22 protein-coding genes, 1 tRNA gene and 1 pseudogene are annotated in these 26,174 nt (G+C 24.2%); 14 read left to right on the top strand and 10 right to left on the bottom strand.

Going from position 1 to position 26,174, the window contains the following annotated elements; translation table 11 throughout:
* Nucleotides 1-54 precede the first annotated feature (54 nt).
* A complete protein-coding gene (locus H0H57_RS02815; RefSeq protein ID WP_185863770.1) occupies nucleotides 55-2,712 on the bottom strand; it encodes a PD-(D/E)XK nuclease family protein in 2,658 nt (885 codons plus the stop codon).
* Nucleotides 2,709-3,635 (bottom strand): bifunctional riboflavin kinase/FAD synthetase, encoded by a 927-nt coding sequence (locus tag H0H57_RS02810; RefSeq protein WP_185863769.1) that lies wholly within the window; start codon nucleotides 3,633-3,635, stop codon nucleotides 2,709-2,711. Before H0H57_RS02810 ends, H0H57_RS02815 begins: the two co-directional genes overlap by 4 nt.
* A gap of 75 nt (nucleotides 3,636-3,710) precedes the next feature.
* On the opposite strand from H0H57_RS02810, the gene atpD reads away from it, so the two are divergent.
* Both atpD and H0H57_RS02800 read left to right on the top strand, forming a co-directional pair.
* Nucleotides 3,711-5,222 (top strand): F0F1 ATP synthase subunit beta, encoded by a 1,512-nt coding sequence (gene atpD, locus H0H57_RS02805; RefSeq protein WP_185864103.1) that lies wholly within the window; start codon nucleotides 3,711-3,713, stop codon nucleotides 5,220-5,222.
* Between the two features lie 8 nt (nucleotides 5,223-5,230).
* Nucleotides 5,231-5,461, top strand: coding sequence for a F0F1 ATP synthase subunit epsilon (locus tag H0H57_RS02800; RefSeq protein WP_185863768.1), 231 nt, complete (start codon nucleotides 5,231-5,233; stop codon nucleotides 5,459-5,461).
* On the opposite strand, the gene pdxA is transcribed toward H0H57_RS02800, so the two are convergent.
* The gene (pdxA, locus tag H0H57_RS02795; protein ID WP_185863767.1) at nucleotides 5,456-6,496 is read right to left on the bottom strand and encodes a 4-hydroxythreonine-4-phosphate dehydrogenase PdxA; all 1,041 of its coding nucleotides are present in this window, start codon (nucleotides 6,494-6,496) and stop codon (nucleotides 5,456-5,458) included. The genes H0H57_RS02800 and pdxA overlap by 6 nt on opposite strands.
* Nucleotides 6,497-6,542: 46 nt before the next feature.
* Here pdxA and H0H57_RS02790 point away from each other — a divergent pair, with 46 nt between their 5' ends.
* The gene (locus tag H0H57_RS02790; RefSeq protein WP_185863766.1) at nucleotides 6,543-7,157 is read left to right on the top strand and encodes a riboflavin synthase; all 615 of its coding nucleotides are present in this window, start codon (nucleotides 6,543-6,545) and stop codon (nucleotides 7,155-7,157) included.
* Between the two features lie 14 nt (nucleotides 7,158-7,171).
* On the opposite strand, the gene H0H57_RS02785 is transcribed toward H0H57_RS02790, so the two are convergent.
* Nucleotides 7,172-8,755, bottom strand: coding sequence for a phosphoenolpyruvate carboxykinase (ATP) (locus H0H57_RS02785; protein ID WP_185863765.1), 1,584 nt, complete (start codon nucleotides 8,753-8,755; stop codon nucleotides 7,172-7,174).
* Nucleotides 8,756-8,842: 87 nt separating this feature from the next.
* Here H0H57_RS02785 and H0H57_RS02780 point away from each other — a divergent pair, with 87 nt between their 5' ends.
* The 4 genes from H0H57_RS02780 to H0H57_RS02765 are packed head-to-tail and all read left to right on the top strand — an operon-like array spanning nucleotide 8,843 to nucleotide 11,973.
* Nucleotides 8,843-9,106, top strand: a complete 264-nt coding sequence (locus H0H57_RS02780) for an acyl carrier protein (RefSeq protein WP_185863764.1) — start codon at nucleotides 8,843-8,845, stop codon at nucleotides 9,104-9,106.
* A 40-nt stretch (nucleotides 9,107-9,146) separates the two neighbouring features.
* Nucleotides 9,147-10,400, top strand: a complete 1,254-nt coding sequence (gene fabF / locus H0H57_RS02775) for a beta-ketoacyl-ACP synthase II (RefSeq protein ID WP_185863763.1) — start codon at nucleotides 9,147-9,149, stop codon at nucleotides 10,398-10,400.
* Nucleotides 10,401-11,138, top strand: a complete 738-nt coding sequence (locus tag H0H57_RS02770; RefSeq protein ID WP_185863762.1) for a ribonuclease III family protein — start codon at nucleotides 10,401-10,403, stop codon at nucleotides 11,136-11,138.
* 40 nt (nucleotides 11,139-11,178) lie between these two features.
* On the top strand, nucleotides 11,179-11,973 hold the full coding sequence (locus H0H57_RS02765; RefSeq protein ID WP_185863761.1) for an alpha/beta fold hydrolase: 795 nt from the start codon (nucleotides 11,179-11,181) through the stop codon (nucleotides 11,971-11,973).
* Between the two features lie 137 nt (nucleotides 11,974-12,110).
* Here the strand turns inward: H0H57_RS02765 and aroQ are convergent, their stop codons facing one another.
* The 3 genes and pseudogenes from aroQ to H0H57_RS02750 all read right to left on the bottom strand — a co-directional run bounded on the left by aroQ (nucleotide 12,111) and on the right by H0H57_RS02750 (nucleotide 14,196).
* Nucleotides 12,111-12,533: a type II 3-dehydroquinate dehydratase gene (gene aroQ, locus H0H57_RS02760; RefSeq protein WP_185863760.1), complete on the bottom strand. Its 423-nt coding sequence runs from the start codon at nucleotides 12,531-12,533 to the stop codon at nucleotides 12,111-12,113.
* An 8-nt stretch (nucleotides 12,534-12,541) separates the two neighbouring features.
* The gene (locus tag H0H57_RS02755; protein WP_185863759.1) at nucleotides 12,542-13,258 is read right to left on the bottom strand and encodes a pseudouridine synthase; all 717 of its coding nucleotides are present in this window, start codon (nucleotides 13,256-13,258) and stop codon (nucleotides 12,542-12,544) included.
* Nucleotides 13,259-13,270: 12 nt separating this feature from the next.
* Nucleotides 13,271-14,196: pseudogene (locus tag H0H57_RS02750) on the bottom strand (mevalonate kinase family protein).
* A gap of 141 nt (nucleotides 14,197-14,337) precedes the next feature.
* Here H0H57_RS02750 and H0H57_RS02745 point away from each other — a divergent pair.
* The 4 genes from H0H57_RS02745 to H0H57_RS02730 are packed head-to-tail and all read left to right on the top strand — an operon-like array spanning nucleotide 14,338 to nucleotide 19,048.
* Entirely contained in the window at nucleotides 14,338-15,225 is an 888-nt protein-coding gene (locus tag H0H57_RS02745) for an NAD kinase (protein WP_185863758.1), read from the top strand.
* Nucleotides 15,226-15,275: 50 nt separating this feature from the next.
* Nucleotides 15,276-16,007 (top strand): isoprenyl transferase, encoded by a 732-nt coding sequence (locus tag H0H57_RS02740; protein ID WP_185863757.1) that lies wholly within the window; start codon nucleotides 15,276-15,278, stop codon nucleotides 16,005-16,007.
* Between the two features lie 12 nt (nucleotides 16,008-16,019).
* On the top strand, nucleotides 16,020-18,518 hold the full coding sequence (gene bamA / locus H0H57_RS02735) for an outer membrane protein assembly factor BamA (protein WP_185863756.1): 2,499 nt from the start codon (nucleotides 16,020-16,022) through the stop codon (nucleotides 18,516-18,518).
* 29 nt (nucleotides 18,519-18,547) lie between these two features.
* The gene (locus H0H57_RS02730) at nucleotides 18,548-19,048 is read left to right on the top strand and encodes an OmpH family outer membrane protein (protein WP_185863755.1); all 501 of its coding nucleotides are present in this window, start codon (nucleotides 18,548-18,550) and stop codon (nucleotides 19,046-19,048) included.
* A gap of 23 nt (nucleotides 19,049-19,071) precedes the next feature.
* Here H0H57_RS02730 and H0H57_RS02725 read toward each other — a convergent pair.
* Nucleotides 19,072-19,144 (bottom strand) — tRNA-Phe (locus H0H57_RS02725).
* Nucleotides 19,145-19,273: 129 nt separating this feature from the next.
* Here H0H57_RS02725 and H0H57_RS02720 point away from each other — a divergent pair.
* Genes H0H57_RS02720 through H0H57_RS02710 form a run of 3 tightly spaced genes read left to right on the top strand, consistent with a single transcriptional unit; the run spans nucleotide 19,274 to nucleotide 23,107 of the window.
* A complete protein-coding gene (locus H0H57_RS02720) occupies nucleotides 19,274-19,705 on the top strand; it encodes a hypothetical protein (protein ID WP_238784311.1) in 432 nt (143 codons plus the stop codon).
* 1 nt (nucleotide 19,706) lies between these two features.
* On the top strand, nucleotides 19,707-20,978 hold the full coding sequence (locus H0H57_RS02715) for a hemolysin family protein (protein WP_185864102.1): 1,272 nt from the start codon (nucleotides 19,707-19,709) through the stop codon (nucleotides 20,976-20,978).
* A gap of 2 nt (nucleotides 20,979-20,980) precedes the next feature.
* Entirely contained in the window at nucleotides 20,981-23,107 is a 2,127-nt protein-coding gene (locus H0H57_RS02710; RefSeq protein WP_185863753.1) for a SurA N-terminal domain-containing protein, read from the top strand.
* Here the strand turns inward: H0H57_RS02710 and H0H57_RS02705 are convergent.
* Nucleotides 23,104-23,367: a Sec-independent protein translocase subunit TatA/TatB gene (locus tag H0H57_RS02705; RefSeq protein ID WP_185863752.1), complete on the bottom strand. Its 264-nt coding sequence runs from the start codon at nucleotides 23,365-23,367 to the stop codon at nucleotides 23,104-23,106. The genes H0H57_RS02710 and H0H57_RS02705 overlap by 4 nt on opposite strands.
* Nucleotides 23,364-26,108: a protein translocase subunit SecD gene (secD, locus tag H0H57_RS02700; RefSeq protein ID WP_185863751.1), complete on the bottom strand. Its 2,745-nt coding sequence runs from the start codon at nucleotides 26,106-26,108 to the stop codon at nucleotides 23,364-23,366. Before secD ends, H0H57_RS02705 begins: the two co-directional genes overlap by 4 nt.
* Between the last annotated feature and the right edge of the window lie 66 nt (nucleotides 26,109-26,174).

Genomic DNA, 26,174 nt, shown 5'->3' with positions numbered 1-26,174 from the left:
ATATTCTACTACTGATGAAGAAATAGGGAATTATAGAAAAAATTATATTATAAATTAATAAATTTTTTCTATAATGGGTATACTAGGATCTAGTATATCAGAAATTCTTTGAATCAAAAATGGAAGAACGTTTATTTTATAATTTTCATATGTGATGTTTGTTTTTAGAACACGAAAAATATTTATGGGAATTTGTAATATATTTCCATTCATTTTGTGAGAAATAATTCCTATGATGGGAGATTTCTTTTTATTTTCTTTCAATATGGAAGATTGAAACCATAAATAAACATAAATCAGCAATTGCATGGTATTTACATAATTGATATCATAAAAAATATTTTCAATATTTTTTAAAGAAACATTAATTTCTTTAACTTTTGAAAATCCTATTTTGTAATCAAGAATACGAGTTGTTCCATCATACTCATCTATACGATCTATAATACCATGTAATTTTATTTTTTTTGATCCTATATTTAATATAGAAGATACTTTTTTTTCTATTTCCTTTAGAAAAATTTTATGTCCGCGTTTAACAAATTTTTCATCCCATGAAATGAATTTTTCTACATAATTTTTGATTATACAATAAAAAAACATGTTATTTCCTTCAATGATTTCTTTTTTTTCTAAAAGAACTTTTTTTACAATAGGTTCATAATTTTTTTTCATTTCATGTATACAATCAATTGTTATCAAATTTTCTTTTATGGGTTCATATAAAATTTTTAATATTTTATGAATAATTTTTCCTATTTTTTTTTTGTAAGATATTTTTTCTGGATCCCTTAACTTAAGGATTTTTTTATAATAGAATAGAAGAGGATTATAATTATATAAATGAATAGAAGAAGGAGATAATCCTTTATTGATTAATTCATGCAAACACCGAATTATAGATTTTGTTTTATCAATTACAATAGGATGTTTTTTGGACTTTATAGGAAAAAATGGTTTTTTTATTTTTTCGGTTGAAATTTTAGAATTTATTTCTATTCTATGAATAAAACGACTTTTTTCTCCAGAATTAATTTCATCTGGTTGATCTTTATATATTAAATATGCTTGTTTTGAAAATTGAATAATTCTTGTTAAATGATGAAAATAAAAAATTTCATTAGTATTATTAATCTGTAATTTTTTTTCCATATCAAATGGAATAAGAGAACTGTTTTGATTATTATAATTTGGAGGAATCACTCCTTCATTAAAGGATGTAATGATCACTACATCAAAATTTTCTAAAAAAATATCTATAAAACCTGTTACATACAATCCTCTTCTATTTTTACGTATATATCGTATATTTTCTGTATGAGTAAACTGTTCATATATGTTAAATACATCATTAATTTCTAAAGATAAATTTTTAGTTTTTCTAACTATGATTCTGAATTTTTGTATATAAATTTCTAATTTAGAAATAAAATTCAATTCCAAAAAATGTTTTCTTCTATTCATTAATAGCAATTGTTTTAATTTTCTAATAAAACCAATAAGACTTATAAGAATCATTTTGATATCATTAGTTTGAATTTTAAAAATAATCCACAAGTCATTTCTGGATAAATATTTTTTTATTTCGTCTTCGCGAAGAAAATCAGAATCATTTTCGATACTTAATTTTTTTAAGATTGAATTTCTTTTTAAAAAAAATTTTTGTATATATCCATTGGATAATACTTTGATTACATCTTTTCTAGGAAATTTTTTGAATTTCTTTTTTTTTAACAGTAATTGGAATATGAAATAAAAAGTATAATAAATAGGAATATTATTTAATGAACAATCTATATTAAAAAATATATTAATTCCTAATTTTTTTATAGAATGTGTTAATGGAATCGTCAAATTTTTATCTCCTGGAATTAAAAGTATTTTATTAGATTTTTGATTTTTTTTGATCAATTTGCATATGATATTCTTTACAGTTTTCACTTGTTCTATTTCTTTTGAAACACCAATAATTTTTAAATTATCATATTGTAAACATGTTTTTGAATTTAAAATCCTTTTTTGATTCTTCAAAGATTCTAAAGTAAAAATTGAAATATTTTTTTCACATAAATCATAAACTAATCCTTGTTGAATAATTTTTTTAGTAAAAATTTTTTCGCATTGATTCAAAAATGCAATATTCTGAACGAGAAATAATACGATTTTTGTATTGAAATTTTTAGATAAAAAAGAATCTAAACAAGAAATCGCTGTTTTGAAAAGCATTCCATGATAAGCAATTCCTTTTTTGAAGAGTTGAGATTGTAAAATATAATAGTACTTATGAATTTTTTCCCAAAAAAAAAATTTTTCTTGTTTTAAAAAATCAAGATCCCATTTATTTATTTTTTCTGTAGAAATAATAGAATCAAAAAAATGTTCAACATTGACCATGTTAAAATCTATATTCTGAAAATCATTTAATATTTTAGGCCCCCAATTAAAAAAATCGTGAAATGTTTTTTCTATAAAATCATCTTTTTTTAAAAAAGAAAAAAAGTAAAGCAGTATTGAATGATGATCTAAAATTTTTAGTCCAGAAATAGTTTCAAAAAATTCTTTTATTGTAAAAAATTTAGTTTCAGAATGAAATTTTGAACTGTATTTATTTTGAATATATTCTATAATAGTAGAAGTTTTTGATATGAAAATAATCTTATGATTTAAGTTTTTTAATATATACTTAATAATTTTATCTATTTTTTTTTTCACGATAAAAAAAATTTCTGTACATTTATTTTATCTATACATATTTGTCGTTTCAATTCTTGTATAGAATTAAATTTTTTTTCTTCACGGATTATACGAATCATTAAAATATCTATTTTTTTTCCATATATATTTTCAAAAAAATCGAATATATGCACTTCTATTTTTATTTTTCGATTTTTTTTCTCTATAGTAGGATTTATTCCGATATTTAACATTCCTAAATACATGTTATTTAAGTAATTAATTTTTACAGCATAAACACCCTTTTTAGGAATCAATTTTTTAGAGTCTATTTGTAGATTTGCAGTGGGAAAATTAATCATTCTTCCTATGCCTTTTCCTTCTGTGACATTTCCAGACAATGTATAAAAATAACCCAAAGCTTGATTTGCCCATTGTATATTTCCTAATAAAAGAGATTTACGTATGTGAGTGGAACTCACTATTTTTTTTTGAAATTTGTAAGGACTTACTTTATAAACTTTTATTCCATAATTATGAGATAGTTTTTTTAATTTTTCGTAAGAAGAATCTCTATTTTTTCCGATATGAGAATCGTATCCAGTAATGATTTTCCTAATTTTATATTTAGGATGTAATATTTTTTTTAAAAAATCTTCTGTTCTTAATCTTGAAAAATTGATAGTAAAAGGATGAATAATCAAGTGTTCTATTCCTGTTTTTTTTAAGTTATATATTCTTTCAGAAAGAGTATTTAAATAAAAAAATTTTTTATCAGAATTTAATATTTCTTTTGGATGTGGATGAAAAGTGAGAAGTACGGAACAATATTTTTTTCTAGATCTAAAAATTAAATTTTTAATAATTTCTTGATGACCTATATGAACCCCATCAAAAACTCCAAGTGTAAATACACATGGATCAAAAGAAGAAAATTCATCAATCAATGAATAAATTTTCAAAATTTTGTCTTTTTTCTCTTACATTTACAATTGCAAATATAATTCTATCAATGTTAAAAAAAAAGGAATTTCATGATGCATAAAAAAAAATTTATGGGAATAATTACTCAAATTATAGGACCAGTAATTGATGTTTCTTTTATAGAAGGGTCTTATCTTCCTAAAATTTATGATGCTTTAGAAGTCTACTCCTCTAATAAAAAAAATAAAATCGTATTGGAAGTTCAACAACATATGGGGGACCGTATTGTTCGTTGTATATCTATGGAAGTAACGGATGGATTGAAAAGAGGACAAAAAGTTTATGCATTAGATCAACCGATTTGTGTTCCTGTAGGGGAATCTATTAATGGTAGGATATTCAATGTTTTAGGAGATTGTATAGACGGATTAGAAGACTTAAATAGATCTAAAGTTAAACCGATTCACAGTGAATCTCCTGCATTTGTAGATTTATCTACTAATACAGAGATTTTGTATACAGGAATTAAAGTGATAGATTTAATAGAACCTTATCCTAAAGGAGGAAAAATTGGATTATTTGGTGGCGCAGGAGTTGGAAAAACTGTATTGATTCAGGAATTGATTAACAATGTAGCAAAAAAACATGGAGGACGATCTGTTTTTGCAGGAGTTGGAGAAAGGTCTAGAGAAGGAAACGATTTGTTAAGAGAAATGTTAGAATCTGGAATTATAAAATATGGAAAGTCTTTTATGGAATCAATGAAAAAAGGAGATTGGGATCTTTCTAAAGTAGACAAAGAATCTTTAAAAGAATCTAAAGCTGTTTTTGTTTTTGGTCAAATGAATGAACCTCCTGGAGCCAGAGCAAGAGTTGCTTTATCCGGATTAACATTGGCTGAATATTATAGAGATCAATATGTAGAAGGAAAAAAAGGACAAGATGTATTATTTTTTATAGATAATATATTTCGTTTTACTCAAGCTGGATCAGAAGTTTCAGTGTTGTTAGGAAGAATTCCCTCATCAGTAGGATATCAACCTACTTTATCATCTGAAATGGGGGCTATGCAGGAAAGAATAACTTCTACAAGAACAGGATCTATCACTTCAGTACAAGCTGTTTATGTTCCTGCAGATGATTTAACCGATCCTGCCCCTGCTATCACATTTTCGCACTTAGATGCAACTACCGTTCTTTCCAGAAAAATAGCATCTTTAGGAATTTATCCTTCAGTAGATCCTTTAGATTCCACTTCACGTATTTTATCTCCAGATATAATAAATGAAAATCATTATAATTGTGCACAAAGAGTAAAGAAAATATTGCAGAGATATAATTCTTTACAAGACATTATCGCTATTCTCGGAATAGAAGAATTAAGTGAGGAAGATCAATTAATAGTTTCTAGAGCTAGACGCGTTCAACGTTTCTTATCTCAACCGTTTCATGTAGCAAAACAATTTACGGGAATAGAAGGAGAGTTTGTAAAAATTGAAGATACGATAAAAGGATTTAATATGATAATAGATGGAGAGTTAGATGGTATTCCAGAGTCTGCTTTTAATTTAAAAGGAACCATAGAACAAGTTATAGAAAGTGGAAAAGAAATGTTGTCTATATAAATAGATTCATGAAAATCAGAATTATTAGTTTTCATAAAATTTTGTATCAAGGAATTATAATTTCTATTATAGCTCCTGGAATCCATGGGTATTTTCAAATATTAAAAAATCATGCTCCATTTATATCTATATTAAAAAATGGTTTTTTAAAATTGGAGTCTAAAGATATAAAAAAAAAAATTAAAATAGAAGGAGGAATTTTACAAGTAAAAAAAAATATAATTTTTGTAATTTTATAATAATCTTGATAAACTAAATTTCATATATTCTTTTCTATTTTTGAATATTTTTATAGCATTAAAAATTGCTTCTTCAAAGGAATTTTCATTGGCAATTCCTTTTTTAGCTATATCATAGGCGACTCCATGATCAGGAGATGTTCGTATATGAGAAAGTCCAGCTGTAAAATTGACTCCTTGATTAAAAGTTAGGGTTTTAAAAGGAATTAATCCTTGATCGTGATACATAGCCAAAACCGCATCAAAATTTCTATAGTTTTGATTTCCAAAAAAACTATCTGAAGGATAAGGTCCAAAAATTAACCATCCTTGTTTTTGAAATAAGCGATCAATAGCTGGTTGAATTTTTGTATTATCTTCATTCCCTATTAATCCATGATCACTTGAATGAGGATTACATCCCAAAACCGCAATTTTGGGTCTTTCTATAGAAAAATCAATGATAAGAGATTGATGTAAAATTTTAAGTGATTTTATTATTTTTTTTATATTCAATTCTGAACTTACCTTTTTTAAAGGCAAATGATTGGTTACTAAGGCTATTTTTAAAATGTCGTGAATCATAAACATTAAGGATTCTCCTTCTAGAACATTTTGTAGATATTCAGTATGACCGAAAAATGAAAAATTTTTGAAATTCATAGATTTTTTATTAACTGGAGCTGTTACAAGTACATCTATTTTTCCTTCTTTTAAAGATTTTACAGCTTTTTTTAAAGATGAAATGGGATATTTTCCAGATTCAGGATGATTGATTTTTATAGATTCGAATTTAATGTCTTCTTTCCATATGTTGAATACATTGATTTTATAATCCATAACCTCTTTAAAATTTTTAATTTCTCGTATGTTATTGATTTCTATGTTTAAAATTTTTTTATAATAAAAACATAATTTTGGTGATCCAAATAATATTGGAGTGAAAAAATCTAAAATTTTTTTTTTGCAACATACTTTCAAAAAAATCTCGATTCCTATTCCATTAATATCGCCCGTGGTAAATCCCACTTTAATTTTTTTTTTTCTATAATTCATAAAATATAATATTTAATTAATTTGATAAAAATTATTATAAATCATTATGTTTACTGGAATCGTAGAATGTACTGCAAAAGTACATCAATTAAATCGTGAAAAAAACAATCTTCGTATAACTTTCAATAATCCATTTTTAAATAACAAAATTCAAATCAATCAAAGTATTTGTCATAATGGAATATGTTTAAGTATTATAAATATTAATAAAAAAACTTATTCAGTCATAGCTTCTGAAGAAACTTTATTATGTACTAATTTAAATTTTTTAAAAATTCAAGATGAAGTCAATTTAGAAAGAGGGATGATGTTGCATAAAAGGGTAAATGGACATATAGTTCAAGGACATGTAGATACAATTGCTATGATTATTAAAATAGAAAATAGAAATGGAAGCTGGCTATTTTTTTTTAAATCTAAAACAAAATTGAATCATAGAATTGTAAAAAAAGGTTCTATTGCTATTAATGGAGTAAGTCTTACTATCATAACATGCAATCAATATATTTTTAATGTATCTATTATTCCTTACACTTATCATACCACCAATTTTCATATGATGAAAATTGGTGATATTGTAAATGTAGAATTTGATATTATAGGAAAATATATTCAACAATCTATTCAACGATATTGGAAAAATAATAGAAATACATTCTAAATAAATAGACTTTTTTATTCTAAAATAGGTCCCCCATATGAAATATTTTTGTCTATATATTGTCTGTATTTATCAAAATGTTGAATAAATTTTTGGGCAAGTGTCCTGACTTGATTTTGATATATTTTTTCATTTTTCCATGAATTTTTGGGGTTCAAAATACTAGAAGATACTCCTGGACAATATTTTGGAATTTGAAAATTAAAAATAGGATATTTTTCGTAAGGAACTTCTGATAAAAAACCATTTAAAACATTTTCTACGATTTTACGTGTATCATTTAATTTAATTCTAGATGAATATGACTTTCCTTCCGATATCAATCCGGTGTTGACCATCCAAACATTTATTTTAGTATTCTCTAATTTTTTCATAAACATTTTTGTATACTGAACGGGATGTAAAGGCATAAATGGTGCTCCAAAACAAAAAGAAAAAGTGGATTTTGGTTTTTGAATATTTAATTCAGTACCAGCTACTTTAGATGTATACCCTAATAAAAAATAATAAGAAGATTGAGCTCTATTCAGTTTAGATATAGGTGGAAATACTCCAAAAGCATCATATGTTAGAAAAAAAATATTTTTTATATTAGAAGATAATAGTTTTTTTTCAATATTGTTTATAAAATAAATGGGATAGCTTATTCTTATATTTTGAGTAATGGTATCATTTAAAAAATCTACTTTTCTAGTTTTGGTTTTGAAAAAAACATTTTCCAACATGGCTCCTTTTTTTATAGCATGATAAATCATTGGTTCATTTTTTATAGAAATCCCCAAAATTTTAGCATAACATCCTCCTTCAAAATTGAATATAATGTTATCATAAGTCCATCCATGTTCATCATCTCCAACTAAATTTCTATTGATATCATTAGAAATAGTAGTTTTTCCTGTTCCGGATAATCCAAAAAAAAGAGCTGTATCTTTTTTTTGTTTTCCTACATTTGCGGCACAATGCATAGGAAAAACATTTTTATACATAGGAAGTATAAAATTTAGAACAGAAAATATAGATTTTTTAATTTCTCCTGTATATCCGGATCCTCCAATCAAAATTATTTTTTTAGAAAAATTTAAAATAGAAAAATTTTTGTTTCGTGTTCCATCTTTTATGGGGTTAGCCTGAAATCCTGGAGCACAGAATAATAACCAATCTGGTAAAATTTTTTTCAATTTTTGAAATCTTAAAAATAAATTATAAATAAATAAATCAGACCATGGATATTCACTAATAGAGCGAACATTTAATTGATAACGTTTATCGGAACAAAGATATCCATCTCGGATATATAAAGTTTTTCCCGATAAGTATCGGGTAATTTTTTTATATAAATAATTAAATTTTTCTGAATCAAAAGATTGATTAAATTTTTCATCCCACCAAACTTTTTGTTCTGTTATTTTATCTTTTACAATAAATCTATCTTCGGGAGATCTTCCAGTGAAAGAACCTGTATTTATAGCTAAAACTCCTGATTCTGTTTCAACTCCCATTTTTTTTCGAATAATGATTTTTTGTAATTCATCAGGCGTCAATTGCCAATTATATGAGGAATTCAAAATTCCATAATTTTCTAGATAAAAAGAGATCATATGTCATGTACTATTTATGCATAAAGCAAATTTATGCATGATTTACAAAAGTTTACTAATTTTGTATCATAAAAAAATTATGAATTTATGTCTGATATCGCATCTAAAGTAAATGCTCTTATTGTAGAAAAATTAAACGTAGAAGAAAGTGAAATAACTCCTATTGCAAGTTTTACCAATGATTTAGGAGCAGATTCCTTAGATATAGTAGAACTCATTATGGAGTTTGAAAAAGAGTTTAATATTAGTATTTCAGATGAAAAAGCTGAAAAAATTACAACAGTAGGGGAAGCCGTACAGGCTATAGAAAATCTTTTGAGAGAAAAAAAAATGCAGAAAAAAAAAAACTGATTATACATATATTTTATGTATGAGTAGTGGATAATAGGATATGGAGGAATTAATTAAAAAAAAAGTAGTGGTAACTGGCATTGGTACGGTTACTCCTATAGGAAATACTGTGGATGAATATTGGAATTCTCTTGTTATCGGGAAAAATGGGTGTGCTCCCATTACTTATTTCGATACTAAAAAATATAAAACTAAATTTGCTTGTGAATTAAAAAATTATGATGCAAGTGTTTTTTTTAATAAAAAAGAAATACGGAAATTAGATCCTTGTGCACAATATGGGATAGTTGCTTCTGAAGAAGCGATCAAAAATAGTGGAATCAATTTTTCAAAAGAAAAAAGAGAAAGAATAGGAGTGATTTGGGGATCTGGAATTGGAGGTCTTTTAAATTTAGAAGAATCTATTTCTGATTATGTATATGGAGGAAAATATCCTAAATTTAGTCCATTTTTCATACCGAAAATGCTTATAGATATTACTGCTGGTTTAATTTCTATGAATCATGGTATTCATGGCCCCAATTATGCAACGGTATCTTCTTGTGCTTCATCTTCTAATGCGATTGTAGATGCTTATCATCTCATCTGTTTAGGAAAAGCAGATATCATCGTTACTGGAGGATCTGAGGCTGCAATTACACAAAGTGGAATAGGAGGTTTTAATGCATTACATGCATTATCTACCAGAAATGAAGATTATCAAACAGCATCACGTCCTTTTGATGAAAATAGAGATGGTTTTGTATTAGGAGAAGGAGCAGGATGTCTTGTTCTGGAAGAATATAAACACGCTCAAGAAAGAGGGGCCAATATATACGCAGAAATAGGAGGAGTAGGTCTGTCTGGAGATGCTTATCACATGACAGCTCCTCATCCAGAAGGAATAGGAATTATTTTTGCAATGAAATCAGCTATTCAAGATGCAGGTATTCAATGTGAAGAAGTTGATCATATTAATTCTCATGGAACATCTACTATATTAGGAGATATTGCAGAAATAAAAGCAATACAAGAAGTATTTCATGAAAATATACATAATATCAATATTAATTCTACAAAATCTATGACAGGACATTTATTAGGTGCTGCTGGAGCAATCGAAGCAATAGCTTCTATTCTTCCTTTAACAAAAGGAATCATTCCTCCAACTATCAATTTGTTCCATATAGATAAAAATATAGATCCAAAAATTAATTTAACTCCAAATCAAGCAATCAAAAAAGAGGTAAAAATTAGTATATGCAATACTTTTGGCTTTGGAGGACATAATGTTTGTATTTTATTTAAAAAATAAATGTTATCTGAAAATAGAACTTTTTTTGAAAAAAATGACTTTTCCATCTTAGTTGGTATTTTAATAAAAATATTAGGATTTTGTCCAAAAAATACAAAATTCTTAAAAGAAGTATTTATATATAGTTTTTATACGAAAAAAAAGAATTTCAATCACAATTGTTCTCTTAATTTTCAAAGATTAGAATTTTTAGGAGATGCTGTATTAAATTCTATAATATCACATTTTTTGTGTGAACAATTTCCTGAAAAAAAAGAAGGAGAGTTAACTCAAATACGATCCAAAATCGTATGTAGAAGAAATTTAAATGAAATTTCTAAAAAATTAACGATTTCAGATATTTTTTTCGATAAATCTGTGATATCTGAAAATATATTTGGAAATACACTTGAAGCTTTAATAGGTTTTATTTATTTGGAGGTAGGATATCAAAAATGTGAAAATTTTGTACATAAAAAAATATTACATCCTCATGTGAATATTGAAAAGTTGCAAAATGAAATTTTCAGTTATAAAGTATGGATTCTAGAATGGTCTCAAAAAAATAAATTTTTTATAAATTTTAAAACTTTTAGAGAAGATCAAAATCAAAATAAAATTATTTATTTATCTGAATTTACAATATCAGGATGTGGAATTCAAACTAAAGGAATAGGTTCTTCTAAAAAAAAATCAGAAGAAATGGCAGCTAAAGAAGCTTATTTTATTGTTCAAAAACAATGTAAAAAAATACTTTAAAACAGATAAAAAAAATAAAAAAGAAAATCGTTATGATATTATGTTTCATATTATTGATAGTAAAAAAAACAAATTTCCTCATATAAAAAAAGGAAAAGGTCATCCTTTGATTTTGCTTCATGGATTAATGGGAGGATTAAGTAATTTCAAAGCTATTTTGGATTTTTTTCCAAAAAAAGGTTATCAAGTTATCATTCCTTCATTACCTTTTTATAATATGCCATTATTTTTTACTAATATTTTTCACATTTCTCAGCATGTAATCCAATTTTTAATAGAAATAGGGGTTAAAAAAGCTACTTTAATAGGAAATTCTATTGGAGGACATATTGCTTTAATCATAGCAAAAAAAAAAATAGATTTAGTTCATTCTTTGGTTTTAACAGGAAGTTCTGGTTTATTCGAAAAAGCTTTTGGAGATGCTTTTCCTAAAAGAGAAAATTATGAATATATCAGAAAAAAATCACAAGAAGTATTTTATAATCCTAATATAGCGACCAAAGAATTAGTAGATGAAGTTTTCCATATTGTAAATGATAAAAAAAAAGGAATTAAAACTTTATATATTGCAAAAAGTGCGATGAAATATAATATGTCCAAAGATTTATCTTTGATTCATCAACCTATTTGTTTAATTTGGGGAAAACAAGATCATGTTACCCCCCCAGAAGTAGCAAAAGAATTTCATAGATTATTACCTCATTCAGAATTACATTGGATAGATAAATGTGGACATGTTCCTATGATGGAACATCCAAAAATATTTATAGAAATATTAGGAAAGTGGCTTTCTAAATTTGATTTTAATCATGAAAATTTTTTATGTAAGATTTAAAAGTAGTTTATAAACCAGTTTTTTTCATTCATTATGTTCCTGAATATGCTTATTTTGTGTTGATAGTATGTACATTATAAATATTGGAAAATATAGTTTTTATAACATATAAATAATTCTAATGATTTTTATAAATTTTATAAAAAAAAACTCATTATTCCTAATTCATAAGATTTTAATCCAAAACCAAAAATTGTTCCGTTACAAACAGGAGAAAGAAACGATTTTTTTCTAAAAGATTCTCTGGAATAAATGTTAGATATATGAACTTCTATAACAGGAGAATAAATAGATTTGATGGCATCAGCAATTCCTATAGAAGTGTGAGTATAAGCTCCTGCGTTTAGAACAATTCCATCCGATTTGAATCCTACAGAATGTAGGATATCTATAATTTTTCCTTCACTATTACTTTGATAATAAATTATTTCTATATTAGAAGATAGTTTTTTTCTTAATTTTTTAAGATAATCTAAAAAATTTTCATTTCCGTATAATTCAGGCTCCCTGGTTCCTAAAAGATTTAAATTAGGACCATTAATAATGGTTATTTTTTTCATAAAAAAAATTATGATTTAGTAATAATATTTTCTATTTCTTCTTTATTTAAAAAACACCAGTTTCCTATTTTAAGATTTTTTTTGGAAAGTCCACCAAAATTAATTCGATCTAATCGAATAACTTTATAAGTTAGTTTTTTAAAAATTCGTTTAATAACTCGATTCCATCCTATATATAATCCGATTTCTATTTGATTTTTAGCGTTTTTTTTGTTTTTTACAAAACAAACTTTTACTTTTCCTTCTTTTAGATAAATTTTTTCTTTTCTTATTTGATCTAAATCTTCATTTTTAATTTTTTTATTTAATGATACATGATATATTTTCTTTATATGATATTTAGGATGAGTCAGTTTTTCAGCTATATACCCGTCATTTGTTAGAAGTAAAACTCCTGTAGTAGAAGAATCTAATCTTCCTACAGGAAAAATTCTATATTTATATAGAGAGGGTATTAAATTCATGACTGTTTTTCTGTTAAATTGATCTTTTGTAGTAGTAATAAACCCTTTAGGTTTATTGAGTAGTATAAAAATTTTATTTTGAGATTTAATTTTTGATCCATGAAATTTAACAATATCATCTGTATGAATTACAGTTCCTAATTTAAAAACCGGTTTTCCATTAACTTCGATTGCTCCAGATTGAATAAGTTTATCCGCTTTTCTCCTAGAAGAAATTCCGGCATTGGACAAGTAATGATTTAATCTAATTTTATGATGCATAAAAAAAATGAATTAAAAACGAAAAAGAACTTCCATAGTGTATTCTTTCAATTTTTTTCTGGATAAGTCATAATTCGCTGTAAAACCTAAAAAAAAACCTCCTCCTCCAGAGCCACATAATTTTAAATAATAAATATTATTAAATATTCCATTCTCCCATATTTTCAAAAAATTTTTAGAAATCATGGGACGGAAATGATTCAAAACCCAAGTAGACAAAAGTCTAACATTTTTTAACAAAATTTTAAAATCTTCTTTTAAAAAAGATTTAATACATTTTTCATTATATTTTATAAATTCTAAAAAGAAAGTTTTTTTGAAATTATCCTGTTTCAATTTTCTAAAAAAAAATTGAATCATAGAATCAGTTTTACTAGGAATTCCAGAATTTAATAAAAAAACAGCTCCTTTTCCTTGATGTTTTTTTGGTATACCGATTATAGAAATATAAGTTTTGGATCGAATGAGTAAAGGTCGGTTTAAATAACAAATTAAAGGATCTATTCCAGAACTTTTACCATGAAAAAAAGATTCCATTTGGCTGAATATTTTTTTTAATATTATAAGATTTTTTTTCAAATATCCTTTTAATTTATTTTTTGTGTATTTATCATAAATAGCAGCTACTAATGCTCCAGAGCTTCCTATTCCATATCCTTGAGGAATGTTGGAATGAAAAAATATCCCCTTTTGAATATCTTGATATAATTTATTTAAATTTAGTTTTGTTGAAATTTGTTTTTTTTTTCCAAAAAAGATAAAAAATTATAAAAATTTCCAATTTCATAATTGGAACATAAAATATTTTTATTGAATTTAGAATGAATTTTTAAAGTACCTTTATATCTATCATGAGGAATAGAAAGTCCACTTGAATTTTTCAAAATTCCATATTCTCCAAATAACAATACTTTTGCGGGAAACAAAGATTCTTTCATTTTATGCTTTATTTTTTAATATTTTACTAAATACAAATTTAGTAATAAAAACTATTTTTTTTACTTGTAAATTACTCGATTAAATATAATAAAACAACTAATTTCGTTACCTTTCAATTTTTTGTTAAGAAAATATTACAAATGAAAATAGCCGTATATGGACAAAAACTTTGCAAAAAAAATATACCATATTTGAATCAGTTCATGGGCTATGCATCTAGTCATTCCATAGAAATCCATATTGAAAAATCATTTTTTCATGTTTTGTCTTCTTTTGAAGAATTCAAAAATTTAGATTATCCTGTTTTTTCTCATTATAAAGAATTAATAACTCAAGATTTTAGTTTAATGTTTACTTTTGGAGGAGATGGAACCATTTTATCCGCTATTACATTAATTAGGGATTCTGGTATTCCTATAGTTGGAGTTAATACGGGTAATTTAGGTTTTTTAGCGACTTTTAATAAAGACGTTTTTGTCAAAAAAATAGATCAAATTTTTAATAGAAAACTTCATATAATGCCCAGAAGTTTATTATCGTTAAAAACTTCTATAACGGATCATCATAAATTTTTTAATTTTGCATTAAACGAAATTGTTATTCTTAGAAAAGAAATGGTATCTATGATCACTATAGATGCTTATATAGATAATGAATTTTTAACTTCTTATTGGGCAGATGGTTTGATTGTTTCTACTCCAACTGGGTCTACTGGATATTCTTTAAGTTGTGGAGGTCCTATTATTAGTCCTGAAAATCAAAATTTTGTTTTGACACCTATATCTCCACATAATTTGTTTTCACGTCCATTAATCATATCGGATCATCAAAAAGTGTATTTAAAAATACATAGTCGTGTAAAATCTTATTCTTTATCTATGGATACAAGACTAACTTCTTTGAATCAAGAAAATGAATTATACATTCAAAAAGCTCCTTTTTATATATATCTTCTTCAAGAAGGAAAAAATACATATTATAAAACATTGAGAGAAAAACTTTTATGGGGAATAGACCAACGAAATTGAATGTAAAAAATCTATTTTATCTTTGTACAAAGATGTGTTCCTTATTTTTTATGAAAAAATTATTAGATAAAATAGATTATAATAATATTCCTAATCATGTAGCTATTATTATGGATGGAAATGGTCGTTGGGCTGAAAAAAGAGGAAAATTAAGAACATTTGGTCATGAAAGAGCCATACAATCTGTCAGAGATGTAATAAATGGATGTAAGGAATTAGGAATCCCTTATATAACTTTATATGTGTTTTCTTTAGAAAATTGGAATAGACCTAAACAGGAAATAGATAATTTAATGCGTTTGTTTCATACTAATTTGAAAATTTATTTAGAAGAAATTCATGAAAAAAATGTGAAAATTATGACGATAGGAAAAATTGAAAAATTTTCTGAAAAAATTCAAAAAGAATTACTTTTTTTCATGAAAAAAACAAAACATAATACATCTGTTACGCTAATTTTAGCGTTAAGTTATAGTGCAAGAGAAGAGATTTTAAGAGCAACAAAAAATATTGCTGAAAAGGTATGCCATGGTTTGTTTTCATTACAAGATATAGATTGTTCTTTTTTTCAAAATCATTTGTATACTAAAGATTTTCCAGATGTAGATTTAATTATTCGAACAAGTGGGGAACAACGTATTAGTAATTTTTTACTTTGGCAATCTGCTTATGCAGAGTTGTATTTTACAAATATTTTATGGCCTGATTTTAGAAAATCAGATTTTTTCGAAGCTATAATAAATTATCAAAAAAGAAAACGTCGTTTTGGAAACGTAGAATAATTTTTTGCATTTATGAAAAAAAACATCTTTATAAGCAGCATTCTTTATTTATTAATAATAATACCACTACAAAAAGTGTATCCATTTTCTGTTAACAATGAAATTTCTTCTCTTACAAAGAATAAAAATACTTTTTTTATTGTAAGAAAAATACATGTTTTAGGAAAAACAAAATATGATAGTCGTTTTATTTCTGAATTATCAGGTATTTCTCCTGGAGAATCAGTAGATGATTATGGAATCAAAACGGATCATGCTATAAGAAAATTGTGGAAAAGTAATCTTTTTAGAAATATATCCATTTATAAAAAAAATGTGTATAAAAATGAAATTGATTTATTTTTTGAATTGGAAGATTTAGAAGAAATTCATGAAATAAAAGTAAAAGGAATTCAAAAAAATCAGTTTCCTACTATAAAACAAATCAAAATTGGAGATAGAATTTCTGGTGATTTGATTCAAACTATCAAGAATGAGATACAAGAACATTATATAAAAAAAGGATATCATGAAATTGATATAAAAAGTGAAATCAATAAGGATCATCATAACAAAAACGTACTATGTTTAGATATAGATAAAGGAAAACAAATTGAAATAGAAGAAATATTATTTGATGGAAATCAAACTATTCAAGATCAAGAATTACTTAAACTAATGAGTAGTAAAACTAAAAAACAATTGATGTCTATAATCAAAAAGCCTCTTTTTGTTCAAGAAAATATAAGAAAAGATTTAAAAAATATTATGAATCAATATAAATCCATGGGTTTTATTGATGTTCAAGTCTATTTGAATTCTGTATGGAAAAAAAAATCCGGAAATTATGGAATAAAAATAAAAATCATAGAAGGAAAAAAGTATTTTTTAGGAAACGTTCATATATTAGGAAATAAAAAGTTGAAAACAGATCTATTAAATCAAATTTTTTTTTATAAAAAGGGGGATGTATATAATCAAATTGGGATTAAAAAAAATATTTTAAATCCTTTTTTTCCTGATAGTATTCTATATTCTTATTTAAATTTAGGATATTTATTTGTTAATATTACTTTTATAGAAAAAAGAATTATTGATAATAAAATAGATTTGGAAATTCAAATAAAAGAAAATCAACCTGTATACATAAATACAGTGATTATATTAGGAAATTCTATAACTAAAGATCATGTTATTAGAAGAGAATTAAAAACTTATCCGGGAGATCTTTTTTCTATTGATAAAATCAAATATAGTTTATCACATTTAGAGAATTTAAATCTTTTTGAAAAAGTATATCATGAAATTAAACCAAACAAAAAAAATGGATTAACAGACATAGAATGGCATGTTGTAGAAAAAAATACTAATGAATTTCAATGTCATGGAGGATTTGGAGGAAAAGATTTTAGAAAAATTATTGGAATTTTTAAGTTAAATTTTGGAAATTTTTCTATTCAAAATATTTTGAAGTGGAAATTATGGAATCCTATTCCTCAAGGAGATGGACAAAAACTAATTATTCATAGTCAATTAGGAAAAGATTTTATATCTTATGGTTTTTCTTTTACAGAACCTTGGATAGAAAAAAACAATCCTACTTCTTTTACTTTGAAAAGCAAATATTCCATAAAAAAAATAAAAAATAAAGAGGATTTAGATTTGTTATATCAAGTAGATAAAAATACTAAAATATCACATGAAGAAAAGCAATTTTTAAAAAAAATAGGTGTTTCTGTTTATTTGAATAAATCTTTATCTTTTTTAGATCCTTTTTCGAAAATTTTAACATCCATAGATTATGAAAAATTTGTTTATAAAAAGGAAAACTCTTCTGAAAAAGAGAACAAACAGAAAATCAATAATCTAAGTTATTTAATTTCATTACAAAGACTTTCAACAGAACCGGACATGATTTTTCCATTTCAAGGATCAAACATACAGTTGAATAGTGTATTTACTCTTCCATATTCCGTAATGATTAAAAATCATAAGGAATGGATAGAATATTTTAAATTAAAAATTATTTTCTTTTGGTATCGGAAAATTATGAATAATATGATATTGAAAACAGGAGGAGAATTAGGTTATTTAGGAAAATATAATGATTCAAAAGAATTATTTTCGTTTCAAAAATTTTATATGGGTGGAGTCCATCGTAATGGATTAGAATCAAAATTCTATGATCTTGATCATATTCCATTAAGAGGATACTCTTCAAAAGATTCCATTTTAAACAATGGAGGTACAGTTTATAATAAACTTATTTTAGAGATTCGTTATTTGATTAAGAATTTATCAAATTTAAAAATTTGGACAACTTGTTTTATGGAAGGAGGAAATGTTGGTGATTCTTATCAAAAACTTAATCCATTTATTCTAAAAAAATCTTTTGGATTTGGATTCCGTTTGTTTTTTCCTCCAATCGGTTTTTTAGGAATAGATGTTGGATATCCTATAGATCAGGATCTTGTTCGTGGGTTTAGGATATCAAAATGGAAAACACATTTTATAATAGGAAAAGATTTGTAATTTAATACGAATAAAAACATAAAATACATATGAAAAAAAATCCAATTTTTTATTTTTTATTATTTCTATTCTTATTTGGATATCATTTTTTATATTCTAAGGAATGTCATAATAAAATAGTTTGTCTTAATAGTATGGATTTGATAGAAAAAATGCCAGAATTTTCTACGGCTCAAAAAGAATTGAATAGAATTAGTAAAATTCACGAAAATATTTTAGATAAATTAGCAAAAGAATTTCATCTAAAAGTAGAAAAATTTCAAAAAAATAGAAATCCAGTTCTTAAAAAAGAACTAGTAATTTTACAGGCAAAAGCTCATGCCTATCAAAAAACAGCGGCAGATGATTTAACAAAAATGCAAAACAAACTATTAAATCCTATATACAAAAAAATAGAGAAAGCGATTCATAAAGTCATAGATAAAGATAAAAATATTATGAGAGTTGATGATTGTAGTCCTGGAAAAGGAGTTCTAGTAAATAAAGGAGAGGATATTACTGAAGCCGTGAAAAGAGAATTAGGATTTTAACTAAGTAGTAAGTAAGTAGAGAGTGGTATCTCCCGGAATCGAACCGGGGACACAAGGATTTTCAGTCCTTTGCTCTACCTACTGAGCTAAGATACCAAAATCTAAAAACAAAAGTACAATAAAATAATCAGTAATAAATTTCATTATTATATTTTTTTATTATGTTTTGTTCTATTTTCTTGTGTGTTGAATAGAAAACATATAATAAAAAAAAATGGAAAAGAATTGCCTAAAAATATATTTGTTAAAACAAATCTTTTCTATAAAGAAAAAGGTTTGTTAAAATTTTTCATTTATTCTCCCGTTATTAAAGAATATGCTTTTTATACTTTATTTCCGAATGGTTTGAATTTATTTATTTATGATAAAAATACGAACCAATATACTTATATTAGTGCAAATTGGGTAAAATCAATCTATAAAATATTTTACCATATAAAAGGAAATATAAAAATTATGAGTTATAAAGGAGATATTTTAAAAACTGAGGAAATATTTTGGGATAGAAGAAAAAAAAAATTTTTTAATAAAAAATATACAACAATTATATCTCATTCAAAGGGAATGATATTGCATGCAACGAATGGAATAGAAGCTTCTGAAGATTTAAAAAAAATTAGATTAAAAAACATTAGTGGGACTTTTCCTATTAAATAATATAATTTTTCATATTAGTATAGTTTTTATCACTATCCTTTTTTCTGCTTTTTTTTCTGGAATGGAAATGGCTCTGATTTCTTCGAGTCTATTTCAAATAGAATTAGAAAAAGAAAATAAAAAAGGATCTTTTCATTCAAAACTCCTTGCGAAAAGTATTAATAATTCTAAAAAATTCATCACTACCATGCTAATTGGCAATACCATATCTTTAGTTATATATGGTATTTATATGGGAAAATTATTTTTGTATCTTTTTCCAATAGAATTTTTGGACAATTCTTTATGGATGATTTTTTTAGAAACAGTTTTTTCTGCTATTATTATTTTGATTATTGGAGAATTTATTCCAAAAATAATATTTAGCATGTATTCAAATGAATTGTTGAGTTTATTTATTGTCCCTGCATATGTAATATATAAAATATTTTCTCCTATTACAAACTCTATTATTTGTATTTCTAATGTTTTTTTAAAAATTTTAGGAGAAGAAGAAAATGATAAAAAAAAATTTTTTGATAAAGAAGATTTGATTTGTTTTTTGTCAGAAAATATAGAAAAAAATGTAAAAGGAAAAAAGATTATAGAATCTGAAATAGAAATTTTTCATAAAGCTCTGGATTTTTATGAAAAAAAAGCACGAGAATGCATGGTTCCTAGAAAAGAAATAGTATCTTATAACCTAGTATTTTCTTCTATAGATAGTATTCGAAATCTTTTTACTGAAAGTGGTTTATCTAAAATAGTAATTTATAAAAGTAATATAGATAACATTATAGGTTATATTCATTATTTAGAATTATTGAAAAAACCAAAAAATATTGAATCTCTAATTAGATCAGTAGAATTGGTTTATGTTACAACTCCCGTTAAAGAAATTATGGATCTTTTAATTAAAAAAAAAAGAAGTATTGCTATTGTTTTAGATGAGTATGGAGGAACTGCAGGAATGATAACTATAGAAGATATTTTAGAAGAATTTATTGGAGATATAAAGGATGAACATGATGAAAATTTATTACTGGATAATAAATTAAATGATCATGAATTTTTATTTTCTGCACGTTTAGAAATTGATTTTATTAATGCTAAATATAACTTAGATATTCCTAAATCTGATAAATATGAAACTTTAGGCGGTTTGATTGTAACTTATACAGGAGATATTCCAAAAAATGGAGATAAAATTGTCATCAATAAAAATTTTTATATTGAGATTAAAAAAGTATCCAAAAATAAAATAGAAGAAATTTTTCTTAAAAAAATTTTTTAATAATGAGTTTTTTAGAAAAAATCAGAAAAAATACATGGTTAGTTTTATTTTTTATAAGTATATCTTTGTTTTTTTTTGTATTAGATCCTAATATTTTGATGAAATTTTTTACTGAAAATTCCACTATTATTGGAAAAGTAAATGGAGAGAACATTTTTTTGAAAGAATATTTTGATTGTTTTCAATTTTTGAAACGATTCCGTGAAGACGATCCCGATCATTATTTGAAAAATGATGCTTGGAAATTATTAATTCATGAAAAAGTGTTGAATCAACAAGCTAGAAAATTAGGAATACAAAGTACAAAAGAAGATTTTTGGAAAGCAATAGAAAAACAATCAATATATAGTAAAATAATTGATTTTCAAAATGAAAAAGGAAAAATGAATCTGGATAAATTTAGATTATATTTAAAAAATTTGGAAAAAATTCCTTCCAATTTAACTCCTCAAATAGAAGCAGAAAAAAATATTTGGGATTATGAAAAAAATAGCATTCCAAAAAAAATTCTTTCAAAGAAATATGTAGAAATGTTGATGTATGGGTTAAATACTTCTTTTATAGAAGCTTTATTAAATTATAGAGATAAAAATTCATTTTCTATAATTGATTATATATTTCTTCCTTATTCAGAAATAAAAAAAGAATATAATATTATAAAAAGTCATGAGATTTATGATTTTATTAAAAAAAATAAATTTCTTTACAAAAAAGAAAATTTAAGAAATCTTAGTTTTGTATTTTTTCGTTCTCATCCATCATTGGATGATGAGAAAAATATGAATTTAAAAATAAAAAAATTATTTAATAAGTTTAAATTTTCCAATCATAATTCTATAATCGTTTCTAATCAATCTGAAAAACCTTTTGATTCAAATTTTTATTTGAAAAAAAATCTTCCTATTGTTTTGCAACATTTTGTAGAAAACAACAATCAAGTTGGGAGTATGTTGGGTCCTGTTAAAGATAACAATACATACATTATGGCTAAACTGAGTGGAAAAAAAATGGTATATAATTCCGTTTTATGTAGTCATATATTGATTTCTCATAAAGAGGCTATCCGTTTCTTCAATAAGAGAACTAAAAAAAAAGCGGAAAAAATAGCAAAAATGATATATGATCTTCTTGTGAAGAATCCTAAACAGTTTAATTCTTTAGTAATGAAAAAATCTGATGATATCATCAACGCAAAAAAAAATAAAGGAAATTTAGGATGGATTCAATATGAAGAACAAAGTGAAATCTTTAAGGAAAAAAGATCATTTGATTTTTTTTCTTTAAAAAATAAAAAAGGAACAATAGGTTTAACTGAAACTAAATTTGGATACCATATTATTAAAATTGACGAAATAAAAGATATTAAACCTGCTTATCAGTTTTCTATAATAATTAAAACCCTGATTCCATCAAAAAAAACGGAAGATCTATTTTATCAAAAAATTGTTCAATTTATGAAAGAAAATAAAAATTCAAGTCTGAATACATTTATTAATAATGCAAGAAAAAAAAGATATGAAACTCTTTTTTTGAGAGAAATAAAAAATCATAAATGGAATATTCACGATTTGAATACCGAATTGGATAAAGAAATCATAAATTGGTCTTATGAAAAAAATAGAAAAGAGGGAGATATAAAAATTTTTCAAACTTTCAATAAAGATTATATCATGGTTTTTTTATCTAAAATTCAAAAAGAAGGATATCCCATTGAAGAAATAAAAAATCATATTATTCCTTTCCTCATTAATAAAAAAATAAATCGTTATTTATCGAATATAATAAAAAGTAAACACATGAATTTAGAAAAAATAGCGGATTTTTTTTCTAAAAAAATAAATAAGTCTTATAGAATCAATTTTTATCAGTCTATGATAGAAAATTACAAAGAACCTAAAGTAGTGGGATATGCTTTCTCCTCAAAATTATATGAAACTTCTAAACCAATATTAGGAGAAAGGGGTATTTTTTTTATAAGACCATTAAAACGTTTTAATACATATCAAAAGCTTTCTTATTTTTCTTCCGAAATAGAATCTTTAAATGTTAACTTAAGAAAAAATATTTTAGAAAAAATAGGAGATGTCTTAATTGAAAAATCGAATATTAAAGATTATAGAAAAAATTAATTATTTCGTTTGATAGAATAAGGAATGATGTTTTTTTTTCCTTTTTTTTTCATGATCAAAAATTTATTTTTTTTTATAGATTGATCAATATTGTGTTGAATAATTTCATTTTTAATTTTTGTTTTTGCATTTTTTAAGTATCGGATCCCTTCTCCTAATCCACGAGCTATTTCTGGTATTTTTTTAGGACCAAAAACTAATATAGCTATCAAAATGATAAAAAAACTTTCTTCTATACTAATAAATAAAAAATTTTTCATTTTTTTATATTTTTTTTTAAACAATCATATATTATGGATGGGGCTATAAATATAGAGGAATAAGTTCCAACACTGATTCCAATGAATAAAGCTATCATGAAACTATGAAGAATTTTTCCTCCAAATAAAAAAATAATAGAAATTACTAATAAAGTGATCAAAGAAGTATTTATAGTTCTAGTAAGAGAATCACAAATTCCTTGATTAATAGTTTCTTTCATTAAAGACGATGTTTTTTTTGAAATATTTCGAATTTTATCATAAACTATTACGGTATCATTTATAGAATAGCCTATAATTGTTAATAAAGCAGCTATAAAAGTTTGATCTATTTCTAAAACAGGAAATTTTCCGTGAAAAAAAGAAAATATTCCAAGTACGATAATTGAGTCATGAATTAAAGAGATTATTGCACCTAATCCAAATTGCCATTTTTTGAATCTTATAAAGATGTAGGTAAAAATACCTATTAAAGAAACGATAATAGAAATAAAAGCTTTATGAGTCATATCTGTAGCTACTACAGGTCCTACTTTTTCAATAGACAAAACACCTAATGATTTATTTTTTTTGATTTTTTTAAAATTATCGAAATTTATAGGAAAATAAGTTTTTAAAGCAAAAAACATTTTTTTCAAAATTATTTCGTCTATTTGGTTATTTTCTTCCCATATTTTATATTTTGTGACGATTTTGAGTTGTTTTTCATCTCCGTATGTTTGTACTCTAGGAAAGGAAGGTTTTCCATTTTCTATAAATGTTTTTGATAAAATTTCAGAAATTTTTTCAGGAATTATTTTACGATCAAAAAAAATGACATAAGAACGACCTCCAGAAAAGTCTAATCCCATATTGAATCCTTTTAAGAAAAAAGAAAGTATACTAGAAATTATAAGAATACAAGAAATGATATAACTCCATTTTCTTTTGGATAAGAAATCATATTTTACATTTTGAATATTATTTAAAACAAAAATTAATATTTTTTTTCGAAAAGAAATTTTTTTATATTTTTTTAAATGCCATTCCAAAAATAATCTTCCTAAACAAATAGAGGTAAACATAGATACCATAATTCCAATAATTAAGGTCGTAGCAAATCCTCGTATTGGTCCTATTCCGAAATAAAATAAAATGATTCCACATAATAAAGTCGTGATTTGTCCATCTATAATAGAAGATAAAGCACCTTGGAATGTATAACTATTATTAATAGATGTTGTTAATCTATTAACTTTATTTTTTATATTTTCTTTAATTTGTTCATAAATAAGAATATTAGCATCCATGGACATTGCTAATGTTAGTATAATTCCTGCAATACCAGGAAAAGTCAGTACTGTATTCATAGAAATAAGAATACCAAAAATGAATATTATATTAAAAAATAAGACGATATCAGCATATAATCCTGGAATTGAATAATAAAAAAACATCCAAATAAATATAAAAAATAAAGCTATAAAAAAAGATAAAAATCCTCTTTGAATAGATTCCTTTCCTAAATAAGGACCTATTATGTTAGTTTGAATAATTTTTACAGAAGTAGGTAATTTTCCTGTATTTAATACATTGATTAAATCATTAGATTCTTGTATTGAAAAATGTCCATATATTTGAGATATCCCATTTGGAATGACTGATTGTACTACAGGAACTGTATAAACCAAATTATCAAGTACGATTGCAATACTTTTTCCCATATTTTTCTCTGTAAATATTTTCCATTTTTTAGTTCCTTCTCGATTCATTTTTATATTTATAGATATTTCATTTAAAGGACCAAAAGATTTGTAAGCATGGGTAATCATATCTCCATTTAAAGAAGAAGATATTTCTTCATCATTTATTTTTATAGCGAATAATTGAAAAAAATTATCTAAATTCTTGGCCCCCCACAAAAATTTTACATTGTGTAAATGATACGGTAAAGAATTTATAGCTTCTGAAGAATTTAAAAAATCGGAAATGATTTTTTTATATTTGATATGAACTAATCCAACTGAATTTGAAGATTTAATAAGAGGAATATTCAACAAATCTATAAAAGATTTTTTTATTTTAAAATGTTTTTTTTCAAACTGATTTATTGTATTAAAGTATGAAATAATTTCTTGAAAACTATAAGTTTCCAAAAAATGTAATTCCGCTTTTTTTTCTAAAATATTTTTGATTCTATCTATATTTTTTATACCAGATAATTCTATCAAAATTCGATTAGAATTTTTAATTCTTTGAATATTGGGTTGTATAATTCCAAATTTATCTATTCTGGATCTTAAAATATTTTGAATAGAAATTATAGATGATTCTATTTTTTTTCTTAAAAATCTTTCTACTTCAAAATCAGAACTATTAGAATCAATGTTTTCAATGTTCGATTTGTTTCCAAATAAAATTGGAGAAGATAAACGGATATTTAATTTTTTATTTTGGATTTCTTGATTAAAAGAATGGATAAAAAAGGATAAATAATCTGCATTTGGATCTTTTTTTTTTTTATTATCTGCATTTTCTAATGCTTTTAAAAAAATAAAATTTTTTGAGTTTTCAGTAAATGTTTTTAATAAATCTTTTTCAGAAATATCTAAAATCATACTAATTCCTCCTTTCAAATCTAATCCTAGATTTAAAGTTTTTTTCTTATTATTTTCAGAAAATATATTATATGATATGTAATATAAACAAATTGTAGTTAGTATTATGGTTACAAAAATTGTAAAAAAGTTTTTTACACGCATTTTATTTTTCTATCGATTTTCATAAAATAAAACAATATAAAAATTTATATGTGAAATTATTCTTTT

The organism is Blattabacterium cuenoti, assembly GCF_014251755.1.
In the GTDB taxonomy this organism is placed as follows: Bacteria; Bacteroidota; Bacteroidia; order Flavobacteriales; family Blattabacteriaceae; genus Blattabacterium; species Blattabacterium cuenoti_AN.
This window is presented reverse-complemented; position numbering and strand designations above follow the sequence as displayed.

What these genes read in the sequence shown, in the direction of transcription:
- secD (WP_185863751.1), bottom strand. Translation starts at nt 26,108, where the DNA reads ATGCGTGTAAAAAACTTTTTTACAATTTTTGTAACCATAATACTAACT.
- aroQ (WP_185863760.1), bottom strand. Translation starts at nt 12,533, where the DNA reads ATGAAAAAAATAACCATTATTAATGGTCCTAATTTAAATCTTTTAGGA.
- H0H57_RS02740 (WP_185863757.1), top strand. Translation starts at nt 15,276, where the DNA reads ATGAAAAAATTATTAGATAAAATAGATTATAATAATATTCCTAATCAT.
- H0H57_RS02730 (WP_185863755.1), top strand. Translation starts at nt 18,548, where the DNA reads ATGAAAAAAAATCCAATTTTTTATTTTTTATTATTTCTATTCTTATTT.
- atpD (WP_185864103.1), top strand. Translation starts at nt 3,711, where the DNA reads ATGCATAAAAAAAAATTTATGGGAATAATTACTCAAATTATAGGACCA.
- H0H57_RS02745 (WP_185863758.1), top strand. Translation starts at nt 14,338, where the DNA reads ATGAAAATAGCCGTATATGGACAAAAACTTTGCAAAAAAAATATACCA.
- H0H57_RS02780 (WP_185863764.1), top strand. Translation starts at nt 8,843, where the DNA reads ATGTCTGATATCGCATCTAAAGTAAATGCTCTTATTGTAGAAAAATTA.
- fabF (WP_185863763.1), top strand. Translation starts at nt 9,147, where the DNA reads ATGGAGGAATTAATTAAAAAAAAAGTAGTGGTAACTGGCATTGGTACG.
- H0H57_RS02705 (WP_185863752.1), bottom strand. Translation starts at nt 23,367, where the DNA reads ATGAAAAATTTTTTATTTATTAGTATAGAAGAAAGTTTTTTTATCATT.
- H0H57_RS02785 (WP_185863765.1), bottom strand. Translation starts at nt 8,755, where the DNA reads ATGATCTCTTTTTATCTAGAAAATTATGGAATTTTGAATTCCTCATAT.
- H0H57_RS02770 (WP_185863762.1), top strand. Translation starts at nt 10,401, where the DNA reads ATGTTATCTGAAAATAGAACTTTTTTTGAAAAAAATGACTTTTCCATC.
- H0H57_RS02755 (WP_185863759.1), bottom strand. Translation starts at nt 13,258, where the DNA reads ATGCATCATAAAATTAGATTAAATCATTACTTGTCCAATGCCGGAATT.
- pdxA (WP_185863767.1), bottom strand. Translation starts at nt 6,496, where the DNA reads ATGAATTATAGAAAAAAAAAAATTAAAGTGGGATTTACCACGGGCGAT.
- H0H57_RS02710 (WP_185863753.1), top strand. Translation starts at nt 20,981, where the DNA reads ATGAGTTTTTTAGAAAAAATCAGAAAAAATACATGGTTAGTTTTATTT.
- bamA (WP_185863756.1), top strand. Translation starts at nt 16,020, where the DNA reads ATGAAAAAAAACATCTTTATAAGCAGCATTCTTTATTTATTAATAATA.
- H0H57_RS02800 (WP_185863768.1), top strand. Translation starts at nt 5,231, where the DNA reads ATGAAAATCAGAATTATTAGTTTTCATAAAATTTTGTATCAAGGAATT.
- H0H57_RS02790 (WP_185863766.1), top strand. Translation starts at nt 6,543, where the DNA reads ATGTTTACTGGAATCGTAGAATGTACTGCAAAAGTACATCAATTAAAT.
- H0H57_RS02765 (WP_185863761.1), top strand. Translation starts at nt 11,179, where the DNA reads ATGTTTCATATTATTGATAGTAAAAAAAACAAATTTCCTCATATAAAA.